The sequence below is a fragment of the Streptomyces sp. 7N604 genome (assembly GCF_052245475.1).
Taxonomy (GTDB): domain Bacteria; phylum Actinomycetota; class Actinomycetes; order Streptomycetales; family Streptomycetaceae; genus Streptomyces.
Map to the genome: position 1 here is coordinate 1 of NZ_JBQQBX010000015.1, position 19,731 is coordinate 19,731.

Sequence of the window (19,731 nt, forward strand, 5' to 3'; positions counted from 1 at the left end):
CCCAGACCATCACGGCCCGGAGACGGGGTATCAACATATCTGGCGTTGACTTTTGGCACGCTGTTGAGTTCTCAAGGAACGGACGCTTCCTTCAAAACCGTTTCACCGGTTTCTCCGGGCGCTTCCCTTCGTGTTCACCACTCTAGCGGATTTCCCCGGCGACTCATAATCGAGCTCTTTCGGACCGAATTTCGGCATGCCGAAATCGTTCCCGATTAGGGAGTTCCTCGTAGTGATGGCTACGCCGCTTGCGGGGATTGGCGTCTGGCCTTTCGGCCGTCGCGGCTCTGCCCGTGTCAAGCGGCTCGGGCTACGTTATGCGGTTCCGGACTGAGAGTCAAGTTGCCTTCTGGCGACGGCGACGAGGCGTATGAACCCGATACGGGCTCACAGTTGGGTCGCCGTCGATCCAGAAGCGCCAGGGGTGGACGGCGCCGTCGCCGCTCACGCCCGTGCGCGGGCCGTTGCGGATGCGGCCTGCGGCCGCGGGCTCGCCCTCGAGGACCGTCAGAAGGGCCTCCGGACCTGCGCAGATGTCGGATCCGTTGAGCGAGCGGTCGATGTCGAGGGCCGTTGCGAGCCGCGCGGGGCCCTTCGCCAGTTCGTTCTCCTTGCGCGCCGTCGGGCGCCGCTTCTGTGCCAGTTCGAGGCCTGTCCTGATTTCACCTGCCCGGAGTAGCACGGCACTCGCGTTGTCCACGGGTCCGCAGACCAGGTTCAGCGAGAACCACATGCCGTAGATGAAGTAGACGTACGCGTGTCCGGGAGGTCCGAACATCGAGGCGTTGCGTGCCGTGCGGCCCCGGTACGCATGGGAGCCGGGGTCGGTCGGGCCGTCGTATGCCTCGACCTCCGTCAGCCGCAGTTCGATCGGACCGTCGGGAGTCGTACGGACGAGGGTGCGGCCGAGGAGGTCCGGGGCAACCTCAAGGACGGGCCGGTCGAAGAAGTCGCGGGTGAGCGGCGTACGGTGCGGCATGCGCTCCGAGCGTAGTGCACGGGGTACGGGCCGGCGGCTGGCCACGGGCGTCCTCTTGCCGCGGTGAAGGCACGGAACCACCCGGGGCTGTGGGGCGTATCTACAGGTCAAGAGCGATCAAGGCGAGACACGGGCTCGCCCGGGGAGGAAGAACCATGGGCTTCAAGAAGCTGCTCGCGAGCTTGGGTGCCGGCGGTGCGTCCGTCGAGACGGTGCTGACCGAGGCGAACGTCGTGCCGGGTGGCGTCGTACAGGGTGAGGTGCGGATCCAGGGCGGGTCGGTCCCCCAGCAGATCGAGGGACTGTCCGTAGGCCTCCAGGCGCGGGTTGAGGTCGAGGGGGGTGACCAGGAGGTCAAGCAGGACATCGAGTTCACCAAGAAGCGGCTGGGCGGCGCCTTTGAGGTGCAGCCGGGTGCGGTGCACGCGGTGCAGTTCGGTCTCGAGATCCCGTGGGAGACGCCGGTCACGATGTTCCTCGGGCGTCATCTGACGGGGATGAACGTCGGTGTGACGACGGAGCTGGAGATCGCGCGGGCCGTGGACTCGGGCGACCTGGACCCCGTCAATGTGCACCCGCTGCCGGCGCAGCAGGCCATTCTGGACGCCTTCGGCGCGCTGGGCTTCGGCTTCAGGAGCGCTGACCTGGAGCGGGGGCACATCCGCGGGACGCGGCAGCGGCTGCCCTTCTACCAGGAGATCGAGTTCTTCGCCCCGCAGCAGTACCGGGGTCTGAACCAGGTCGAGCTGACCTTCGTCGCGGATGACCGGGAGATGGACGTCATCCTGGAGATGGACAAGAAGCCCGGCCTGTTCACCGAGGGCAGCGACTCGTACCGGGCGTTCACCGTCAACCTCCAGTCCTTCCAGGAGACCGACTGGGCCGCCTACCTCAACCAGTGGCTCGCCGAAGTCGGCGGGCGCCGCAACTGGTTCTAGGTTCCAGGTTCTAGGCTCGGAGCGGCAGAGATCCAAGGCGATCCATCCGGACCACCCGATCAGGAGGTTTCGACGTGACCGAGCTCAAGAGGCCGCCGCTTCCGCATGACTTCCACCCTGCGGTGCCGTCGTTCACCGTGGTGAGCGATGACGTGGCGCCGGGGGCGACGCTGGGCGATGCCCAGGTGCTCGCGGCGGGGAACACCTCCCCCCACCTCCGGTGGGAGGGGTTCCCTGCGGAGACCAAGAGCTTCGCGGTGACGTGCTTCGACCCGGACGCGCCGACCGGGAGCGGCTTCTGGCACTGGGTGCTCTTCGACATCCCGGCGACGGTCACGGAACTGCCCGCGGGCGCCGGGAGCGGCAAGTTCGAGGGGCTGCCCGAGGGGGCCGTGCACGTACGGAACGACTACGGGACGCGGGACTTCGGCGGGGCCGCTCCGCCGCCCGGGGAACTGCACCGGTACGTGTTCACGGTGTACGCCGTGGACTCGGAGAAGCTGGGCCCCGACGCGGACGCGTCACCGGCCGTCGTCGGCTTCAATCTGCGGTTCCACACGATCGCGCGGGCCCAGCTGATCGGCGAGTACGCCGCCGCCGACTGACGTCCCGGCGCCCTTTGCGGAGCCGGAACACCGGGAATTGAAACCCGTCTGCCTTGCCACACATTGCGTGGCGGGGCCGGCGGGTTTTCACGTCTTCACTCCCGCGCCCCCTCGCGTACAGGAAATTGCGTTGTTCAGACCGGTGGGCGCCGACAGAGTTGATCCCGGCCCGCCACGGGGGTGGGAGGCCCCGCCGCGGAGCGGCGGATCAACGACTGCCGGGAGGTGGGCCGGGATGCGCGAGACGCTGGTGCTCAACGCGAGCTTCGAGCCGCTGTCGACGGTGTCGCTGCGGCGTGCTGTGGTGCTGGTCATGCAGGACAAGGCGGTCGTCGAGCAGGCCCACCCCGGGCTGCGTATCCGTGCGGCGGCAGTGGATGTTCCGGTGCCGCAGGTGATCAGGCTCTGCCGGTACGTACGGGTGCCGTTCCGAAGACAGGCGCCGTGGTCGCGGCGCGGTGTGCTGGTACGGGACCGGCACCGGTGCGCGTACTGCGGGCGCCGGGCGACGACCGTGGACCACCTGGTGCCGCGTTCGCACGGTGGTCGGGACACGTGGCTGAATACGGTCGCTGCCTGCGCTGAGGACAATCACCGCAAGGCGGACCGTACTCCGGAGCAGGCGGGGATGCGGCTGCTGCGCAAGCCGTTCGAGCCGACGCCCGCTGATGCGCTGGTGCTGGCGCTCGGTGGGTCGGGCCAGGAGGCGCTGCCGGAGTGGCTGGCGCGGCCCGGTGACCGCGTTCCGGCCTGAGACGCCTGAGAGGGGCTTGCTGACGGGCCCGTGGCCGTTCTGCTGACGGGTCGTCCATCTGCTGCTCAGGTGAGGAGCAGATGGACGATCGCGGTGATGCCGACCGCGACGATGACGGCGCGCAGCGCGGTGGGCGGGAGGCGTCGGCCGACGGTGGCGCCGAGCACGCCGCCGAGTGCGGAGCCCCCTGCGATGAGCAGGACGGCGATCCAGTCGAAGTCGGCGACGAAGAGGAAGAAGAGGGCCGCGACGCCGTTGACGAGGGCGGCGAGGACGTTCTTGACGGCGTTGGTCCGCTGGAGGTCCTCGTCGAGCAGCAGGCCCATCAGAGAGAGATAGAGGATTCCCTGAGCCGCGCCGAAGTAGCCGCCGTACGCGCTGGCGAGGAGCAGTCCGCCCAGGAGTACGGGTCCGCCGTCGTGCCGGGCTCCGGTGCCGTTGCGCTCGCGATGGCGCTGGACGGCCCGGGACAGCCAGGGCTGGAGGGCCACCAGCACCACGGCCAGGCCGACGAGGACCGGCACGATGCTGTCGAAGGCCTCGGAGGGCAGGGCGATCAGCAGGGCCGCCCCGGCGAGTCCGCCGATGAGAGCGGTGGTGCCGAAGCGCAGGACGCGGCGGCGCTGGCCGGCGAGTTCACGGCGGTAGCCGATGGCACCGCTGATCGAGCCGGGGACCAGACCGAGGCTGTTGGAGACGTTCGCGGTGATGGGCGGCAGCCCCACGGCGAGCAGCACCGGGAAGGTGATCAAGGTGCCGGAGCCGACGACGGTGTTGATGGTGCCGGCTCCGATGCCCGCCGCGAAGACGGCCAATGCCTCCCACGTGCCCACGCTGCCCCTTCCGGTGATCTGTGCCTACAGCACCGATCATGCCGGACGCGGCCGGGCGCCGGTCGGTCCGTCAGTCGAGCGGGGGCTGCTCGCGGCGCGGGGCGGGGGGCTTGGGGGCCGCGGAGCCCGGTACGGAGCCGCCGCCACCGGCCATCGGGCCGAAGTTGCCGATCGCGCCGCTGAGCCCCTTGAGCGCGTCGCCGATCTCGCTGGGGACGATCCAGAGCTTGTTGGCGTCGCCTTCCGCGATCTTCGGGAGCATCTGCAGGTACTGGTAGGACAGCAGCTTCTGGTCCGGGTCTCCGGCGTGGATGGACTCGAAGACCGTACGGATCGCCTGGGCCTCGCCCTCGGCGCGCAGGGCGGCCGCCCTGGCCTCACCCTCGGCCCGGAGGATCGCCGACTGCTTCTCGCCTTCCGCGGTGAGGATCTGCGACTGCCGGATGCCTTCCGCGGTGAGGATCGCGGCGCGCTTGTCCCGGTCGGCGCGCATCTGCTTCTCCATCGAGTCCTGGATGGAGGTGGGGGGCTCGATGGCCTTGAGCTCGACGCGGTTGACGCGGATGCCCCACTTGCCGGTGGCCTCGTCGAGGACTCCGCGGAGGGCTGCGTTGATCTCCTCGCGCGAGGTGAGGGTCCGCTCGAGGTCCATGCCGCCGATGATGTTGCGCAGGGTCGTGACCGTGAGCTGCTCGATCGCCTGGATGTAACTGGCGACTTCGTAGGTGGCGGCCCGGGCGTCGGTCACCTGGTAATAGATGACGGTGTCGATGTTGACGACCAGGTTGTCCTGGGTGATGACGGGTTGTGGCGGGAACGGGACGACCTGCTCGCGGAGGTCGATGCGGTTGCGGATCGAGTCGATGAACGGGACGACGATGTTGAGGCCCGCGTTGAGGGTTCGGGTGTAGCGGCCGAAGCGCTCCACGATGGCGGCGCTGGCCTGGGGGATGACCTGCACCGTCTTCATGAGTGCGATGAAGACGAGCACCACCAGGATGATCAGGACGATGATGATCGGTTCCATGGATGCTCCCCGTTACCCCTTCGGTTGCTTGATGATCGAGTCTGGCAGAGCGCGGCCCGTCTCGGGCGGAATCCAGCCACCTGACGAGCCGTCATGCGCGGCTGAGGGCCATCACATCACGACGGCTGTCGCCCCGTCGATGTCGACGACATCGACCTGCTGGCCCACCTCGCACACCTGGTCCGCGTCGAGCGTGCGCGCCGACCAGACCTCCCCGGCGAGCTTGATCCGGCCCCCGCTGCCGTCGACCCGCTCGAGCACGACGGCCTGACGCCCTTTCAACGCATCGATACCGCTGGCCAGTTGCGGCCGCTGGCTGCGGTGCCGGGCCGCGACCGGGCGTACGACGGCGATCAGTGCGACCGATACGCCGGCGAACACGAGCACTTGCGTGACCGTCCCGGCGCCCAGCGCGGCGGTCACGGCGCCCGCCACGGCTCCGACCGCGAACATCCCGAATTCGGGCATCGCGGTGAGTACGAGAGGTATGCCAAGCCCGACGGCGGCGATCAGCCACCACACCCATGGATCCACGCGCTCATGGTAGGCGTGATGCCCTCATCGCCGACAGTGGCCGACAGGACAGAGTCGATCAGGGCAGTTGCCCAGTCAGGGTTGATCAGTTCGATCAGGACAGCGGCAGGCCCTGGGCGGTCCAGCGGTCGCCGTTGCGCTCGACGATCAGCGGCAGCCCGAAGCACAGCGACAGATTGCGGGAGTTGAGCGTCGACTCGACGGGACCGGCCGCGAGCACCTTGCCCTGACGGATCATCAGGACGTGGGTGAAGCCCGGCGCGATCTCCTCGACGTGGTGGGTCACCATGATCATGGAGGGCGCGTACGGGTCGCGGGCGAGCCGCCCCAGGCGCCGTACGAGATCCTCCCGGCCGCCGAGGTCGAGCCCGGCCGCCGGCTCGTCCAGCAGCAGCAGCTCCGGGTCGGTCATCATCGCGCGGGCGATCAGGGTGCGCTTGCGCTCGCCCTCGGAGAGGGTGCCGAACTTGCGGTCCAGGTAATCGTTCATGCCGAGCCGGTCGAGGAAGGCGCGGGCGCGCTCCTCGTCCACGGCCTCGTAGTTCTCGTGCCAGTGCGCGGTCATGCCGTACGCGGCGGTGAGCACGGTCTCCAGGACGGTCTGGCTCTTGGGGAGCTTGTCGGCCATGGCGATGCCCGCCATGCCGATGCGGGGGCGGAGCTCGAAGACGTCGACACTGCCGAGCTTCTCGCCGAGGATCTGAGCGGTGCCCGAGGTGGGGAAGAGATAGCTGGAGGCGATGTTGAGCAGCGTGGTCTTGCCGGCGCCGTTGGGGCCGAGGATCACCCAGCGCTCGCCCTCGGCGACCGACCAGGAAACCTGGTCCACCAGAGCCCGGCCCTCGCGGACCACGGATACGTCCACCAGCTCCAGTACATCGCTCATGAGCGCGTTGTCTCCCATGCAATCTCGGATCTCGAGTGCGCCTGTGGGCGCAGCCCCGAGGGAAAACCTACGCCACCGGTCGGCGGCGTCCTTCCTTAGGCTGGTCCCATGCTCACCGAACCGCGTTCAGGGCGCCTGGCCGCCTGGGGAAATGCCCTCATTGCCGGACTCATCTCCCCTGATGAGGCGGTGCACCGGATCGTCGCGGGCGATGCCCGGCACCGGGTCGAGGGGCTCCCGGGCGAGGCGGATCCGGTCGGCCTCAGCCTGGGGCTCGGGCGGCTGCGGGCGCTCGGTGCCACGGGGCTGCGGGTGGCGCTGCCCGCGCCGGGGCATCCGCTGGGGCTGAGCGGGCCGCCGGACTTCAACGCGCGGGCGCTGGAGGCCGAGGAGGCGGTGATCGCCTCGGGCGGGCAGCCGCTGGGGCTCGTACCGGAGGTCTTCGAAGCGGGGCCGGACGGTGATCTGCACGTGGAGGTGGTGTGGCACTGCCTGCCCGTACGGGATGCGCCGCCCGCGGACGTGCCGTCGCTCGGCGAGGCCGAGCGCGAGCTGGCGGAGGCGCTGCGGGAGGCGACCGAGCTGCTGTCCCGGATGGATGTGGCGGGTTCGGGTCCGGTGGCTCAGGCGGCGCTCGAGGCGTACCGGGAGCGGGCCGCCCGCGGGCGGGAGGTGCTGGCGCCGGGCTATCCGCCGCGTGCGGTGCGGGTGCTGGAGCTGGCGCAGCGGGTCGGTGCGCTGATCGCCATCGCGCATGGTCCCGACGGGGCGGGCGGTGGCGGGCGCGAGCATGGGGCGGCGGTGAGTGCGTCGCAGATCGCGGCGCGGGCGGAGGCGCTGCGGCCGGTGGAGCGGACGGCGCGCAGGGCGCAGGTGGCGGCGTACAACGCGTATGTGGAGCACCGGGAGCGCGGCTGATCGCGCTGCGGGCCGCCGATCATGGGGCCGTCGGGGCATGGGACCGTCGGGGCATGGGACCGTCGGGGCATGGGGCGGCCGAGCATGGCAGCGGCCCCCGGGACGTCTCCCGGGGGCCGTGGGCGCTACTTGACGAGGCTGCGCGATCAGAAGTTGGCACTCTCGTTGCCGAAGGTCGGGTTCAGGACCCCAATCACGTTCGCGGAGTTGCCGGTGGCGTTGACCGGCACGTGGACCGGCGCCTGGACCTGGTTGCCCGACCCGGTGCCCGGCGAGAACACGGTCTCGCCGTAGGCGTTCGCACCGTCGGTGGCGGACGCGACGCCGGCACCCGCGGCGACGATTCCACCGGCGATCATGGTGACGACAGCGGCCTTCTTCAGGTTCTTCACGTTCTGGACCCTCCTAGCTTTGCCACGGGCCAATCGCCGCAGCACGCCATGGAGAACGGGCCACCACCGATCCGGTTGCGCCAACTGGGCGACATGCACCCGACAGTATGAATCTCGGCCCGGAACGGAATGGTCCGCCCTCAGCCGGTCACGCCGTGGCGTACCGCCCAGAGGGCCGCCTGGGTGCGGTCCGCGAGGTCCAGCTTCATCAGGATGTTCGAGACATGGGTCTTCACCGTTTTCTCGGACAGCACCAGCGCGCGGGCGATCTCCCGGTTGGACCGGCCGTCGGCGATCAGGGCGAGCACTTCGCGCTCCCGCTCGGTGAGCGAACTGCCCCGTCCCTGGCCGCCTGTCGCCTCCTCCTGGGAGAGCAGGGCCCAGGCCACCTCGGGCTGCAGCAGCACGTGCCCGGCGTGCACGGAGCGGATGGCACCGGCCAGCGCGTCCGGGTCGATGTCCTTGTACACGTATCCGGCGGCGCCGGCCCGGAGTGCGGGCACGACCGTGCGCTGCTCGGTGAAGCTGGTGACGACCAGCACCTTGGCGGGGCTGTCGAGGGCCCGGAGTTTGCGCAGGGCCTCGATGCCGTCGGTGCCGGGCATCTTCACGTCCATGAGGACCACGTCGGGGTGCAGCTCCTCGGCGCGCGCGACGCCTTCCGCGCCGTCGGCCGCCTCCCCCACCACCTCGATGTCGTCCTGCACCTCGAGGAACGTCCGCAGGCCCCGCCGCACGACCTGGTGGTCGTCGACGAGCAGCACGCGGATGCTGCGGCTGCCGCGGCCGGTGCCGTGAGGTTCAGCCACCGGGCACCTCCAACTCGATCACGGTGCCCTTGCCGGGCACCGATTCCACGGTCAGGCTGCCGCCGGCCCCGCTCGCCCGGTCGCGCATCGACACCAGGCCCAGGTGGCGGCCCGCGCGGCGCACCGCGGACGGGTCGAAGCCCTGGCCGTCGTCCTCGACCCGGAGCACCGCGCCCAGGCCGCCGCGTGTGAGGGACACCTCGACCGCCGCGGCGCCGGAGTGCCGCAGCGCGTTGTGCAGCGCCTCCTGGGCGACCCGCAGGACCGCTTCCTCCTGGGCCGCGGGCAGGGCCCGCACGCTCTGCGAGGCGAAGGTGACCTTGGCGGTGTGGGCACGGTCGAGGACCTGGATCTGGGTGCGGAGAGTGGCGACGAGGCCGTCCTCGTCCAGGGCCGCGGGCCGCAGCTCGACCACGGCGGCGCGCAGTTCGTCGGCCGCCTCCGCCGCGAGGTCCGCCACCTGCTGCAGCTCGCCCTGGGCCCGTACCGGGTCGCGGTCGACGAGGGCGGCCGCGGCCTGGGCGGTGAGGCGGAGCGAGAAGAGCTTCTGGGAGACGGCGTCGTGGAGCTCGTGCGCGAGCCGGGCCCGCTCCCCCGCGATGGTCAGCTCGCGGCTGCGCTCGTACAGCCGCGCGTTGGTCAGGGCTATGGCGGCGTGCTGGGCGAGGATGCCGAGCAGCGCCTGGTCCTGCTCGGTGAAGCCGCACCTGCCCCTGGGCTTGGCCGGTGGCCTGGCACACCGCTTGTTGGCCAGGAAGAGCGCGCCGAGGACCTCCTCGCCGTCGGCGACCGGCAGGCCGATGAAGTCGGAGAGCTCCGGGTGGGCGCGCGGCCAGCCCTCGAAGCGGGGGTCCTCGCGGACGTCGGCGAGCCGCTGCGGGGTGGCGTCCTGGAGCATCGCGGCCAGGATGCCGTGCTGCCGGGGCAGCGGGCCGATGGCCTTCCACTGCTCGTCGCTGACTCCGTCCACCACGAACTGGGCGAATCCGCCGTGGTCGTCGGGCACCCCGAGCGCCGCGTACTCGGCGTCCAGCAGCTCGCGCGCCGACGCCACGATCGTCTGGAGCACATCGCGTACTTCGAGGTGTCTGCTCATGGCGAGCAGCGCGGCGCTCACCGCGGCGAGGCCCGATTCGGGTACGGAGCCGGTGGTCATGGCCTCACCGTACCGGCGGGGCGACCGTGCCGGGGGCTTCGAAGGGGCTCGGCCGGGCACTGGCGGAGGCGCTGGCCGGGCGGGGCTGGGATGCCCGCGCTGCTGCACCGGTACGGGCACCCGATCCGCTACGCGTACACGGAGCGCGATCAGCAGCTGTCGGCGTACCAGACGGTGTTCGCGGTGGAGTCGCCGGACGGGGACGGCTCGGCGGAGATGCCGAGCGCGGCCAGGCCGTTCACGGCGCCGCTGGTAGCGGAGCTGGTCAGCAGGGGGTGCAGATCGCGCCGGTCACGCTGCACACGGGGGTCGCGTCGCTGGAGGCGCCCGAGCCGCCGCATCCGGAGCGCTTCGCCGTGCCCGAGTCGACGGCGTGGCTGATGAACGCGGCGCGGGTCGGTGGGGGCCGCATCGTGGCGGTGGGGACGACGGCGGTACGGGCGCTGGAGACGGCCGCCTCGCCGGCGGGGTGGTCCGGGGGTCTCGCGCTGGACGGATCTGGTGGTCACGCCCGAGCGAGGGGTGCAGGCGGTGGATGGGCTGCTGACCGGGCTGCACGAGCCGGAGGCCTCGCATCTGTTGATGCTCGAGGCGGCGGGCCGGGAGGCGCCGGCCCGTGGTTACGAGGCAGCTCTGGCGCGCCACTATCTATGGCACGAGTTCGGGGACATCCATCTCGTTCTGCCCGCTGCACCGCGCTGACCTGCTAGTTCACTGCCCGACGGCTCTCCGACCGCGCTTCGGAGGCCCCTTTCACGCCTCACAGGCTGTCCGATTTGACCCAGAAATGGCTTTTCCGCAGGTCAGGGCAGTTTTAGCGTTGTGCACGCTATGCGCTCCAGTGAATTCAACGGGTGAGACCGATGGCCGTCCGATGTGAGCCCGCCCATGTAACGCATATCACTTACGACCTCTCCTAGTGGAACCGAAAAACCGCTTTGAGCGGGGAGAAAAGGCTCTGGATCACGTTTCAGGGGTTCCCCATTCCACGATCCTGCGTAGTACGTCACACCTTTGCCAGGGCCTTTTTCCGCCGCTAAGAATTCTTCACGTCGCACGGCGCCGCAGATCGAACGCGGCGCTTTTGCCGGAACGGCGAGCGCATCTACCTCCACCGCTCGGGGGGATTCGCGCGCCTTTCACAGATCCGGCCTCTGCGGCACCGAGCGATTGGAAGAGGTCCACGTCATGCCCGTCCCCACGTTTTCCGGTTATCGCCGTCTGACCAAGACCCACAAGCTGTCGGCAGCGGGTATAGCCGCTGCAGGCGCCGCGGCCCTGGCATTCGCGGTCGTACCCGGTTCCGCCGGTGCGGAGCAGGCACCAGAGGCCTCCCAGGCGCTCTCGGCCAAGCCGGTCGCCGAGCTCAAGACCGACAGCGTCGGCAAGATCCAGAAGGACAGCGCGACGCAGAAGTCGGTCGAGGCCGCGAAGAAGGCCAAGGCCGAGGCCGAGAAGAAGAAGCTTGCCGACCTCGCGGCGAAGCAGAAGCAGGCCGCCGCGGAGATGGCCAAGAAGAAGGCCGCGTTCGCGGCCAAGGCCAAGGCCGAGGCCAAGGCGAAGGCCGACAAGGAGCGCGCCGCCAAGGAGGCCGCGAACCGGTCGGCAGCCCGTAAGGCCGCTGCGGCTGCCGCTGCGCCGAAGCAGTACCCGAACAACCTCGACGGCTGGATCCGCGAGTCGCTGGACATCATGAAGAAGCACAACATCCCGGGCTCCTACGAGGGCATCCACCGCAACATCATCCGTGAGTCCGGCGGTAACCCGAACGCCATCAACAACTGGGACATCAACGCCCAGAACGGCGTTCCGTCGATCGGCCTGCTCCAGGTGATCAAGCCGACCTTCGACGCCTACCACGTCCCGGGCACCGCGAACTCCCAGTACGACCCGGTGGCCAACATCGTCGCGGCCTGCAACTACGCTGCCGACCGCTACGGCTCCATGGACAACGTGAACTCCGCGTACTAAGAGACGCTGAGCTCCACCCCAGATCCAAAATACGCACGGGGCGGCGGCACCCCGTGAGGGTGCCGCCGCCCTGGCGGCTTTCCGGCCTCCGGCCCGGCTCGCTGCCGGGCACCCATGCGCCGGGCGCCGAGCGCCGAGCGCCGCGCCTGAAGCAAGCTACTTGCGCATGACCTCCGGCTCGTGCCGTCGCAGCAGCCGGGCCACGGCGAAGCAGCACGCGACACCGATCGCGATCAGCACGGTCATGTTGATGCTCCACTGTGCCGCCGTGTGCTCCCACACCGGGTCCAGATCGTTCGGCTTCTGCGGATCCCACGGCGCCATGAGGTGTGAGAGATCCAGCGTCGCACCGGCCGCACCCAGGGCCCAGCGGGACGGCATCAGCCAGGCGAACTGCTCCAGGCCGGGCTTGCCGAAGATCTGGAACAGCACCCCGGTGAAGACGAGCTGGACGATCGCGAACATCACCAGCAGCGGCATGGTCTTCTCCGCGGTCTTCACCAGCGACGAGATGACCAGGCCGAACATCATCGAGGTGAAGCCGATCGCGATGACCGACAGGCACAGCTCGGCGGCCGGGGAGCCGGTGATGACCAGGCCTTCCTCGGGGAGCTTCCGGGTCGAGAAGCCGATGGCGCAGATGATGACCGCCTGAAGGGAGGTGGTCACACCCAGCACGATCACCTTGGACATCAGGTACGCGGAACGGGACAGGCCGGTGGCGCGCTCCCGCTCGTAGATCACCCGTTCCTTGATCAGCTCACGGACGGAGTTGGCGGCGCCCGAGAAGCACATGCCGACGACGAGGATCATCATGATCATGCCCGCGCCGCCGTTGAAGCGGTCTCCGCCCGTCGGTGCCGCAAGACCGTGTTCCGCCGGGATGACCACGCTCACCCCGCCGAGGATGGCGGGGAGGAGCACCATCAGCCCGATGAAGCCCCGGTCCGAGGCGATCACCGAGACATAGCGCCTGACCAGCGTCCACAGCTGCGAGCCCCAGCCCTGCGGCTTCGGCGGGCGCATCTGCTGCGGCGGCGGCATGTGCACCGACTGCGGGGCCACGGCGTCGATGTCCGCCGCGTACATCTGGTAGTGCTGCGAGCCGCGCCAGCGACCCGACCAGTCGTAGTCGCGGTAGTTCTCGAACGCCGAGAAGACGTCCGCCCAGGTCGAGTAGCCGAAGAAGTTGAGCGCCTCCTCCGGCGGACCGAAGTACGCCACCGAACCGCCCGGGGCCATCACCAGCAGCTTGTCGCAGAGCGCGAGCTCGGCCACGGAGTGGGTGACCACCAGGACCGTACGGCCATCGTCGGCGAGCCCGCGCAGCAGCTGCATGACGTCGCGGTCCATGCCCGGGTCGAGGCCCGAGGTCGGCTCGTCGAGGAAGATCAGCGACGGCTTGGTCAGCAGCTCCAGGGCCACCGACACGCGCTTGCGCTGGCCGCCGGAGAGGGAAGTGACCTTTTTCTCCTTGTGGATGTCGAGCTTGAGCTCGCGCAGCACCTCGTCGATGCGGGCTTCGCGCTCGGCCTCGGTGGTGTCCGCGGGGAAGCGGAGCTTGGCCGCGTACTTGAGCGCGGTCCTTACGGTCAGCTCCTTGTGCAGGATGTCGTCCTGTGGGACCAGGCCGATGCGCTGACGCAGCTCCGCGAACTGCTTGTAGAGATTCCGGTTGTCGTAGAGAACATCGCCCTGGTCGGCGGGGCGGTAGCCGGTGAGCGCCTTCAGCAGCGTGGACTTGCCGGAGCCGGACGGGCCGATGACCGCGACGAGCGACTTCTCGGGGACGCCGAAGGAGACGTCCCTGAGGATCTGCTTGCCGCCGTCGACCGTGACGGTCAGGTGGCGGGCGGAGAAGGAGACCTCACCGGTGTCGACGAACTCCTCGAGCCGGTCGCCGACGACGCGGAAGGTCGAGTGGCCCACGCCCACGGTGTCGTTGGGGCCGATGAGCGCGGAGCCGGACTTGGGGAGCGGCTGACCGTTGACGTACGTGCCGTTGTGGCTGCCGAGGTCGCGGATCTCGAAGCGGCCGTCGGGCGTGGACTGGAACTCGGCGTGGTGGCGCGAGACTTGGAGATCGGAGACGACCAGCTCGTTGTCCAGGGCACGGCCGATGCGCATCACCCGGCCGACGGCGAACTGGTGGAAGCCGGTCGGACCGCGGTCGCCGGGGCCCTGCGGAACTCCCCCGCCATGGAGAGGGTTCACGGAGGGCTGGTGGTGGGCGCCGGCCTGGTGCGGTATGTGGGCGGCGGGGGCCTGCTGTTGCGATATGTGGGGAGTCGACGCCTGCTGTTGCGGCTGTTGCTGCTGCTGCCAGGGCGCCTGATGGGGCTGCTGATGGGCCTGCGGGGGCGGGGCCTGCGGGGCCCAGCCCGCGGGGGCCCGCTGCGGTGCCGCTTGCGGTGCCTGCTGCGGTGCGGCCATCGCGGACTGCGCGCTGGGGGCCTGGGCCGCCCCGGCGGCCGAGCCGGAACCGGCACCGGAGACGGAGCCGGAGACGGAGACGGTCAGCCGCGGGCCGTCGGTCGCGTTGCCGAGGTGGACGGCCGAGCCGGGCCCGATCTCCACCTGCTGGATGCGCCGGCCTTGCACATACGTGCCGTTGGTGCTCCCCTGGTCCTCGATCACCCAACTGCGGCCGCCCCAGTGGACGGTGGCGTGCCGCCACGAGACTCTGGCGTCCTCGACCACCAAGTCGCCCTGCGGATCACGGCCGAGCGTGTACGACCTGGACGAATCGAGCGTCCAGGTCTGTCCGTTCAATTCCAGTACGAGTTCCGGCACTCCATGCCCCATTAGTTGTCCCCCGAGTTACCCCCTGCACAGGGAGTCTAGGGATGGCGAACATCGTGAGGAACTATTTCAGGCTCAGTCGCCGAATCGAAAGCCGGGCCATGACAAGTCCGCGCCCGCGCGCTGTTGACGCATCCAAAACGGATCGGAGAGTAGCAACTGCCCACGGATAGCCATGGGTCACGAGCAATCAGGGCAACTTGCCGTAATGGGTGGGGCGCTGTGATGTGTGCGAGTCGGAGGAGGGATGCCGTCGGGGCGGTGTGCTGCTGCGCTCGGTCGACCTGCGGTGAACTGGTCGTTCATGGCGATGGCGGGCAGCGTGGGGGCGTGCTGCGGTGGGGCGGCGTCGGGCTCCACGGCGGCGGCGGCCGTGGGGCTCGCGGTGAACGGGCGGGGACCCCGGCGGCAGAGGTGGCGGTGTTCGCCGCGGAGCGCGTGGGGGCCGGGCTGCCGTCGATATCACGCCACCGGCAAGGTGCCGTACGGGGCCGGCTGCACCCGCCGGCCCCGGAAGCAGCCAGGCCGGGGCCGGCCTCCAGCCAGCCGCCTCCCACCGGCCGCTTCCGGGGGCTCCACCGGCACCCCCCACCAGGCCCCCACCGGCACCTCCACCGGCACCTCCACCGGGCGCGAAGCGCCCGGTGATTTCCCACCTACCCGCCCTTTTCAGGGCGGGTAGGTGGGAAATCCGCGCCGTAGGCGCGGGGACAGGGCGACGGGGGCGTCGCCGGGTGTACCGACGCCGCCGCACGGCCTCCCGGCGGGACCTGCGCGCGGGCGCCGCCCGCCGTCCTCCCCGCGTGCGGAGGCGCAGGTTGCGCCCATGGGGCGTGCGAGCCGGATGCCCGCCCCGGCGCCCGCCCGGCGGCCCCCGGCGGGCACCCACCGCACCCGCCGGCGTCCGCAGTGCGGGACTGGTGCGCCGGGGGCGCGCGTGTGCGGATACGGTGGAAGAACCATGAGCGCATCGCAGAAGCCGCCCCCCGTCCCGCCTGCCACCGCCATACCGGGCGACGACGTCCCCACCCTCCTCGTCAAGATCTTCGGGAAGGACCGCCCGGGCATCACGGCCGGGCTCTTCGACACCCTCGCCACGTTCTCCGTCGACGTCGTCGACATCGAGCAGGTCGTCACCCGGGGCCGGATCGTGCTGTGCGCCCTGGTCACGGCACCGGCCGCGAAGGGCGTCACCGAGGGTGAGCTGCGCGCCACGGTCCACAACTGGGCCGAGTCGCTCAAGCTGCAGGCGGAGATCATCTCCGGCCGTGGCGACAACCGCCCCCGCGGCACGGGCCGTTCGCACGTCACCGTGCTCGGGCACCCGCTGACCGCCGAGTCAACGGCCGCGATCGCCGCCCGTATCACCGAGGCGGGCGGCAACATCGACCGGATCTTCCGGCTGGCGAAGTACCCCGTGACAGCCGTGGAGTTCGAGGTCTCGGGCGCCGAGACCTCGCCCCTGCGCACCGCCCTCGCCATCGAAGCCGCCGCCCGCGGCGTGGACGTCGCCGTCGTCTCCTCGGGCCTCCAGCGCCGCGCGCAGCGTCTCGTCGTCATGGATGTGGACTCGACCCTCATCCAGGACGAGGTGATCGAACTCTTCGCCGCCCACGCGGGCGTCGAGACCGAGGTCGCCGCGGTGACCGCCGCCGCGATGCGCGGCGAGCTGGACTTCGAGCAGTCGCTCCACGCGCGCGTGGAGCTGCTCGCGGGGCTCGACGCGTCCGTGGTCGACAAGGTGCGTGCCGAGGTCCGGCTCACCCCGGGCGCCCGTACCCTCATTCGCACGCTGAAGCGCCTCGGCTATCAAGTCGGCGTCGTCTCGGGCGGTTTCACCCAGGTCACCGACGACCTCAAGGACAAGCTCGGCCTGGACTTCGCCTCCGCCAACACCCTCGAGGTGGTGGACGGGAAGCTCACCGGCCGGGTGGTCGGCGAGGTCGTGGACCGGGCGGGCAAGGCCCGGCTGCTGCGCCGGTTCGCGGCCGAGGCGGGGGTGCCGCTCGCCCAGACGGTGGCCATCGGCGACGGCGCCAACGACCTGGACATGCTGAACGCGGCAGGCCTCGGCGTGGCCTTCAACGCCAAGCCGGTCGTCCGCCAGGCCGCGCACACCGCCGTGAACGTCCCCTTCCTCGACACCGTGCTCTACCTGCTGGGCATCACGCGCGAAGAGGTCGAGGCCGCGGAGACCCACGCCGACTGAGCGCATCAACACCGCGTGGTCACCACGCGGTCACCACGCAGACACACAGAGAGCGGACACATACAGAAGGGCCCCGGCGCGGCTTCCGCGCCGGGGCCCACCGTCTCCGTGCCAGTAGTGGCCCAGCAGGGGCCGACCGTGGCCTAGTCGTGCGGCGCCCAGTACTCCAGCAGCTTCCCCACGTCGTGTTCCACGGACTTCCACGAGCCGTTGAAGCCGACCACGGCTATCGCCGCCGTCGGAAAGCCGCCCCGGCTCATGCGCGCCCGGGAGTCCCCCTCCGCCTCGCCCGCGAGGGCGTCGGCCAGCGCGTGCATGCCCGGGTTGTGCCCGACGAGCAGCAGATCCCGCACGTCGTCGGGGGTTTCGTTCACCAGCGCGATGAGCTCGCCGAGGGATGCCTCGTACAGCCGCTCCTCGTATACGGTCTTGGGCCGCTGCGGCAGCTCGTGCACGACGAGCTTCCAGGTCTCGCGGGTACGGGCTGCGGTCGAGCAGAGGGTGAGACCGGGGCTGATGCCGGTGCCTGCGAGCCAGCGGCCCGCGATCGGAGATTCCTTCCGGCCACGCTCGGCGAGCGGACGGTCGTGATCGGACACCTGCGGCCAGTCGGCCTTGGCGTGCCGGAGGAGAACGAGTCGGCGAGTCTCCGAGGTTCCTGGGTTGCTTTCCGGGGAAGTTGCAGCGACGCTCATGCGTCCCAGCTTCGCATGAAACCCGCGGCCTGGCGCGGGGTGTTGAGACCCTCTCCGTGACGGATGATCCGCGCTGCGACCCGCGCGTCCGCGCCCCGACCAGCCCGGCAGCCTCACCGGCTCACCGGCTCCGGTGGAGCAGAACCTCCTGGACCCGGTCCAGTACGTGGACGAGTCCCGGCTCGGAGCCGACCGCGGCGTGCGCGTCGGACGGGCCTGCCATGAGGAGCAGCAGCGCGGCGAAGGCGATGGCGGGGAGGGCGATGGCCCACCACGGGAGCCGCATCTCGTACGAGCCCCGCGCCGGGGTGGTCCAGCTCTGCGTACGGGCCGACATGGGGACGCCTCCGTGGGTCGGGGGGGGGCGACGCGGCCGCCTGCCACGGTCGCGTCCACCGCTCCTTCGCGGTCACCGATGAACCTACGGAGCGGGGGCGGCCGGGCCCATCCGGTGATCCACCCACTTCACCCTGACCCCGGCCCCCTAGGGGGAAGTGGTGCTGGCCCTACCCCGCCCCTGCCCGCTGCCCGCTGTCCGCTCATGGCGAGGCGATCGTCGCGACCACGCCGATGACGACGGTGACGAGGAGCATCACACCGAGGATGGTGAGCAGCTTCTTGTGGCTGTTCTGCGGGTTCGGGTCGAGCACTGGCATGCGGACCAGTCTCGCACCCTCGCCGGGTCGCCCGGCACCGCGGGTCGTGCGGCCCGGCACCGCGCCGCGGGTCGTGCGGTCCGGGCCTCTGGGCGCGTTCAGCCCCTCGCCGCCCCGCACTCGTCCTCGACGACCCGGTTGCGCCCGGCGAGGACGCCCAGCGCGATCTGCGGCACCATCAGCGCGGCCATCAGCGCGATCGGCAGCCCCCAGCCGCCGCTGTGCTGGTAGAGCACGCCGATCAGCAGCGGCCCCGGAATGGAGATCAGGTAGCCGGTGCTCTGGACGAAGGCGGACAGCCGTACCTCTCCGGTGCCGGTCCGCGTGCGCATCCCGATCAGTGTGAGGACCAGCGGGAAGGCGCAGTTGGAGACCCCGAGGAGCAGCGCCCAGGCCCACGCGCCCGCGACCGGGGCGAAGGAGAGGCCCGCGTAGCCGGTGAGGCCGCAGACGCCGAGGGCGACGGCGATCAGCCCCTGGTGACGCATGCGGGCGGCGATCTGCGGCAGCACGAAGGAGAGCGGGACGCCGAGCCCCATGGTCGTGGCGAGCAGGACCCCGGCGGTGGAGGCGGGAACTCCGGCGTCCCGGAAGATCTGCGGCAGCCAGCCCATGGTGATGTACGCCGCGGTGGCCTGGAGGCCGAAGAAACAGGCGAGCGCCCAGGCGGTGGGGCTACGGGTGATCCGGACGGCCGGGGGATCCTGCGGGCGCGGCGTGGCCGGTTCCGCGGCCGATCCCGCAGCCGATCCCGCCACCGGTTCTGCGGCCGATTCCGCGGCGGATGCCGATGCGCCGCCGCGGTCGCGCATCAGCGGCAGCCAGGGCAGTACGGCGAGCGCCGCGGGCACCGCCCAGAGCGCGAGCCCGGTGCGCCAACTGCCGCCCGCGGACTCGGCCATGGGGACCGTGACGGCCGCGGCGAGCGCGGTGCCGAGGGCCACGGCCATCGAGTAGAGGCCGGTCATCGAGCCGACCCGGTCGGGGAACCAGCGCTTGACGATCACCGGCATGAGGACGTTGCTCACGGCGATGCCCGCGAGGGCGAGCGCGCTGGCGGCGAGGAAGCCGGCCGTGCCCCCGGCCCACGGCCGTATCAGCAGTCCGCCCGCGATGGCGGCCATGCCTGCGCACACGACGGCGCCCGGGCCCCAGCGGCGCGAGAGACGGGGCGCCGCGACGCCGAACACGGCGAAGCAGAGCGGCGGCACGGAGGTCAGGAGCCCGGCGACGCTGCCGCTCATGCCGAGGCCGGCACGGACCTCTTCCAGGAGCGCGCCGAGGCTGGTGATGGCCGGGCGCAGATTGAGGGCGGCCAGGACGAGCCCGACGACCACGAGCCAGGTCAGCCGGCCGGGGACCGCCCCCGCGGCGCCGGCCGCCTCCGAGGCCGCGCTCCCTCTCGTACGGGTACGCGAGGCCGTACGGCCACGGGCGCGGGTCATCGTCTGGGTCTCGTCGTCGGCCATGGCAGCCACCATAGAATCATGGGATGATTGCCTGTCCAATCCGTTTACGATGTATCCGATGCCGCCGCATCCGACGACGCGTCCCTCGCCCTGGAGAA

General features: G+C 70.6%; 19 protein-coding genes and 1 pseudogene. 7 read left to right on the forward strand and 13 right to left on the reverse strand.

The features are described 5' to 3' along the window. Positions 1-337: 337 nt before the first annotated feature. The gene (locus tag ACTWP8_RS17660) at positions 338-979 is read right to left on the reverse strand and encodes a DNA-3-methyladenine glycosylase (RefSeq protein WP_443323099.1); all 642 of its coding nucleotides are present in this window, start codon (positions 977-979) and stop codon (positions 338-340) included. A gap of 155 nt (positions 980-1,134) precedes the next feature. On the opposite strand from ACTWP8_RS17660, the gene ACTWP8_RS17665 reads away from it, so the two are divergent. The 3 genes from ACTWP8_RS17665 to ACTWP8_RS17675 all read left to right on the forward strand — a co-directional run bounded on the left by ACTWP8_RS17665 (position 1,135) and on the right by ACTWP8_RS17675 (position 3,276). Beyond that, the gene (locus ACTWP8_RS17665; protein ID WP_443323100.1) at positions 1,135-1,917 is read left to right on the forward strand and encodes a sporulation protein; all 783 of its coding nucleotides are present in this window, start codon (positions 1,135-1,137) and stop codon (positions 1,915-1,917) included. A 74-nt stretch (positions 1,918-1,991) separates the two neighbouring features. After that, on the forward strand, positions 1,992-2,522 hold the full coding sequence (locus ACTWP8_RS17670; protein WP_443313631.1) for a YbhB/YbcL family Raf kinase inhibitor-like protein: 531 nt from the start codon (positions 1,992-1,994) through the stop codon (positions 2,520-2,522). Between the two features lie 235 nt (positions 2,523-2,757). Next, entirely contained in the window at positions 2,758-3,276 is a 519-nt protein-coding gene (locus ACTWP8_RS17675; protein WP_443323101.1) for an HNH endonuclease, read from the forward strand. Positions 3,277-3,341: 65 nt separating this feature from the next. On the opposite strand, the gene ACTWP8_RS17680 is transcribed toward ACTWP8_RS17675, so the two are convergent. The 4 genes from ACTWP8_RS17680 to ACTWP8_RS17695 all read right to left on the reverse strand — a co-directional run bounded on the left by ACTWP8_RS17680 (position 3,342) and on the right by ACTWP8_RS17695 (position 6,556). Then, positions 3,342-4,109: a sulfite exporter TauE/SafE family protein gene (locus ACTWP8_RS17680; RefSeq protein ID WP_443323102.1), complete on the reverse strand. Its 768-nt coding sequence runs from the start codon at positions 4,107-4,109 to the stop codon at positions 3,342-3,344. Positions 4,110-4,179: 70 nt separating this feature from the next. Then, positions 4,180-5,136: an SPFH domain-containing protein gene (locus ACTWP8_RS17685; RefSeq protein WP_443313628.1), complete on the reverse strand. Its 957-nt coding sequence runs from the start codon at positions 5,134-5,136 to the stop codon at positions 4,180-4,182. A gap of 111 nt (positions 5,137-5,247) precedes the next feature. Further along, complete coding sequence (locus tag ACTWP8_RS17690; RefSeq protein ID WP_443323103.1) at positions 5,248-5,670, reverse strand: NfeD family protein; 423 nt, start codon at positions 5,668-5,670, stop codon at positions 5,248-5,250. A 94-nt stretch (positions 5,671-5,764) separates the two neighbouring features. After that, entirely contained in the window at positions 5,765-6,556 is a 792-nt protein-coding gene (locus tag ACTWP8_RS17695) for an ABC transporter ATP-binding protein (RefSeq protein ID WP_443323104.1), read from the reverse strand. 108 nt (positions 6,557-6,664) lie between these two features. Between ACTWP8_RS17695 and ACTWP8_RS17700 the strand changes: the two genes are divergently transcribed. Further along, a complete protein-coding gene (locus tag ACTWP8_RS17700) occupies positions 6,665-7,474 on the forward strand; it encodes a hypothetical protein (protein ID WP_443323105.1) in 810 nt (269 codons plus the stop codon). 146 nt (positions 7,475-7,620) lie between these two features. On the opposite strand, the gene ACTWP8_RS17705 is transcribed toward ACTWP8_RS17700, so the two are convergent. The 3 genes from ACTWP8_RS17705 to ACTWP8_RS17715 form a co-directional block, all read right to left on the reverse strand. Further along, complete coding sequence (locus tag ACTWP8_RS17705; protein ID WP_443323106.1) at positions 7,621-7,866, reverse strand: chaplin; 246 nt, start codon at positions 7,864-7,866, stop codon at positions 7,621-7,623. A gap of 140 nt (positions 7,867-8,006) precedes the next feature. After that, positions 8,007-8,675, reverse strand: a complete 669-nt coding sequence (locus tag ACTWP8_RS17710) for a response regulator (RefSeq protein WP_443313623.1) — start codon at positions 8,673-8,675, stop codon at positions 8,007-8,009. Continuing rightward, entirely contained in the window at positions 8,668-9,831 is a 1,164-nt protein-coding gene (locus ACTWP8_RS17715; RefSeq protein WP_443323107.1) for a GAF domain-containing sensor histidine kinase, read from the reverse strand. Before ACTWP8_RS17715 ends, ACTWP8_RS17710 begins: the two co-directional genes overlap by 8 nt. Positions 9,832-9,912: 81 nt before the next feature. On the opposite strand from ACTWP8_RS17715, the pseudogene ACTWP8_RS17720 reads away from it, so the two are divergent. Both ACTWP8_RS17720 and ACTWP8_RS17725 read left to right on the forward strand, forming a co-directional pair. After that, positions 9,913-10,533, forward strand: a pseudogene (locus ACTWP8_RS17720) (S-adenosylmethionine:tRNA ribosyltransferase-isomerase); the annotation flags it as partial. Positions 10,534-11,019: 486 nt separating this feature from the next. Further along, the gene (locus tag ACTWP8_RS17725; protein WP_443323108.1) at positions 11,020-11,802 is read left to right on the forward strand and encodes a transglycosylase SLT domain-containing protein; all 783 of its coding nucleotides are present in this window, start codon (positions 11,020-11,022) and stop codon (positions 11,800-11,802) included. A 156-nt stretch (positions 11,803-11,958) separates the two neighbouring features. Here ACTWP8_RS17725 and ACTWP8_RS17730 read toward each other — a convergent pair whose 3' ends face one another. Next, positions 11,959-14,607 (reverse strand): FHA domain-containing protein, encoded by a 2,649-nt coding sequence (locus tag ACTWP8_RS17730; protein ID WP_443323109.1) that lies wholly within the window; start codon positions 14,605-14,607, stop codon positions 11,959-11,961. 958 nt (positions 14,608-15,565) lie between these two features. Between ACTWP8_RS17730 and serB the strand changes: the two genes are divergently transcribed. Beyond that, positions 15,566-16,813, forward strand: coding sequence for a phosphoserine phosphatase SerB (gene serB / locus ACTWP8_RS17735; RefSeq protein ID WP_443323110.1), 1,248 nt, complete (start codon positions 15,566-15,568; stop codon positions 16,811-16,813). 143 nt (positions 16,814-16,956) lie between these two features. On the opposite strand, the gene ACTWP8_RS17740 is transcribed toward serB, so the two are convergent. From ACTWP8_RS17740 to ACTWP8_RS17755, 4 genes are all read right to left on the reverse strand, one after another. Further along, positions 16,957-17,508: a SixA phosphatase family protein gene (locus ACTWP8_RS17740; protein WP_443313618.1), complete on the reverse strand. Its 552-nt coding sequence runs from the start codon at positions 17,506-17,508 to the stop codon at positions 16,957-16,959. Between the two features lie 121 nt (positions 17,509-17,629). Beyond that, entirely contained in the window at positions 17,630-17,845 is a 216-nt protein-coding gene (locus tag ACTWP8_RS17745) for a hypothetical protein (protein WP_443323111.1), read from the reverse strand. 202 nt (positions 17,846-18,047) lie between these two features. Next, entirely contained in the window at positions 18,048-18,164 is a 117-nt protein-coding gene (locus ACTWP8_RS17750; RefSeq protein WP_443323112.1) for an SGM_5486 family transporter-associated protein, read from the reverse strand. Between the two features lie 98 nt (positions 18,165-18,262). After that, positions 18,263-19,633: a CynX/NimT family MFS transporter gene (locus ACTWP8_RS17755; protein ID WP_443323113.1), complete on the reverse strand. Its 1,371-nt coding sequence runs from the start codon at positions 19,631-19,633 to the stop codon at positions 18,263-18,265. Positions 19,634-19,731 lie beyond the last annotated feature (98 nt).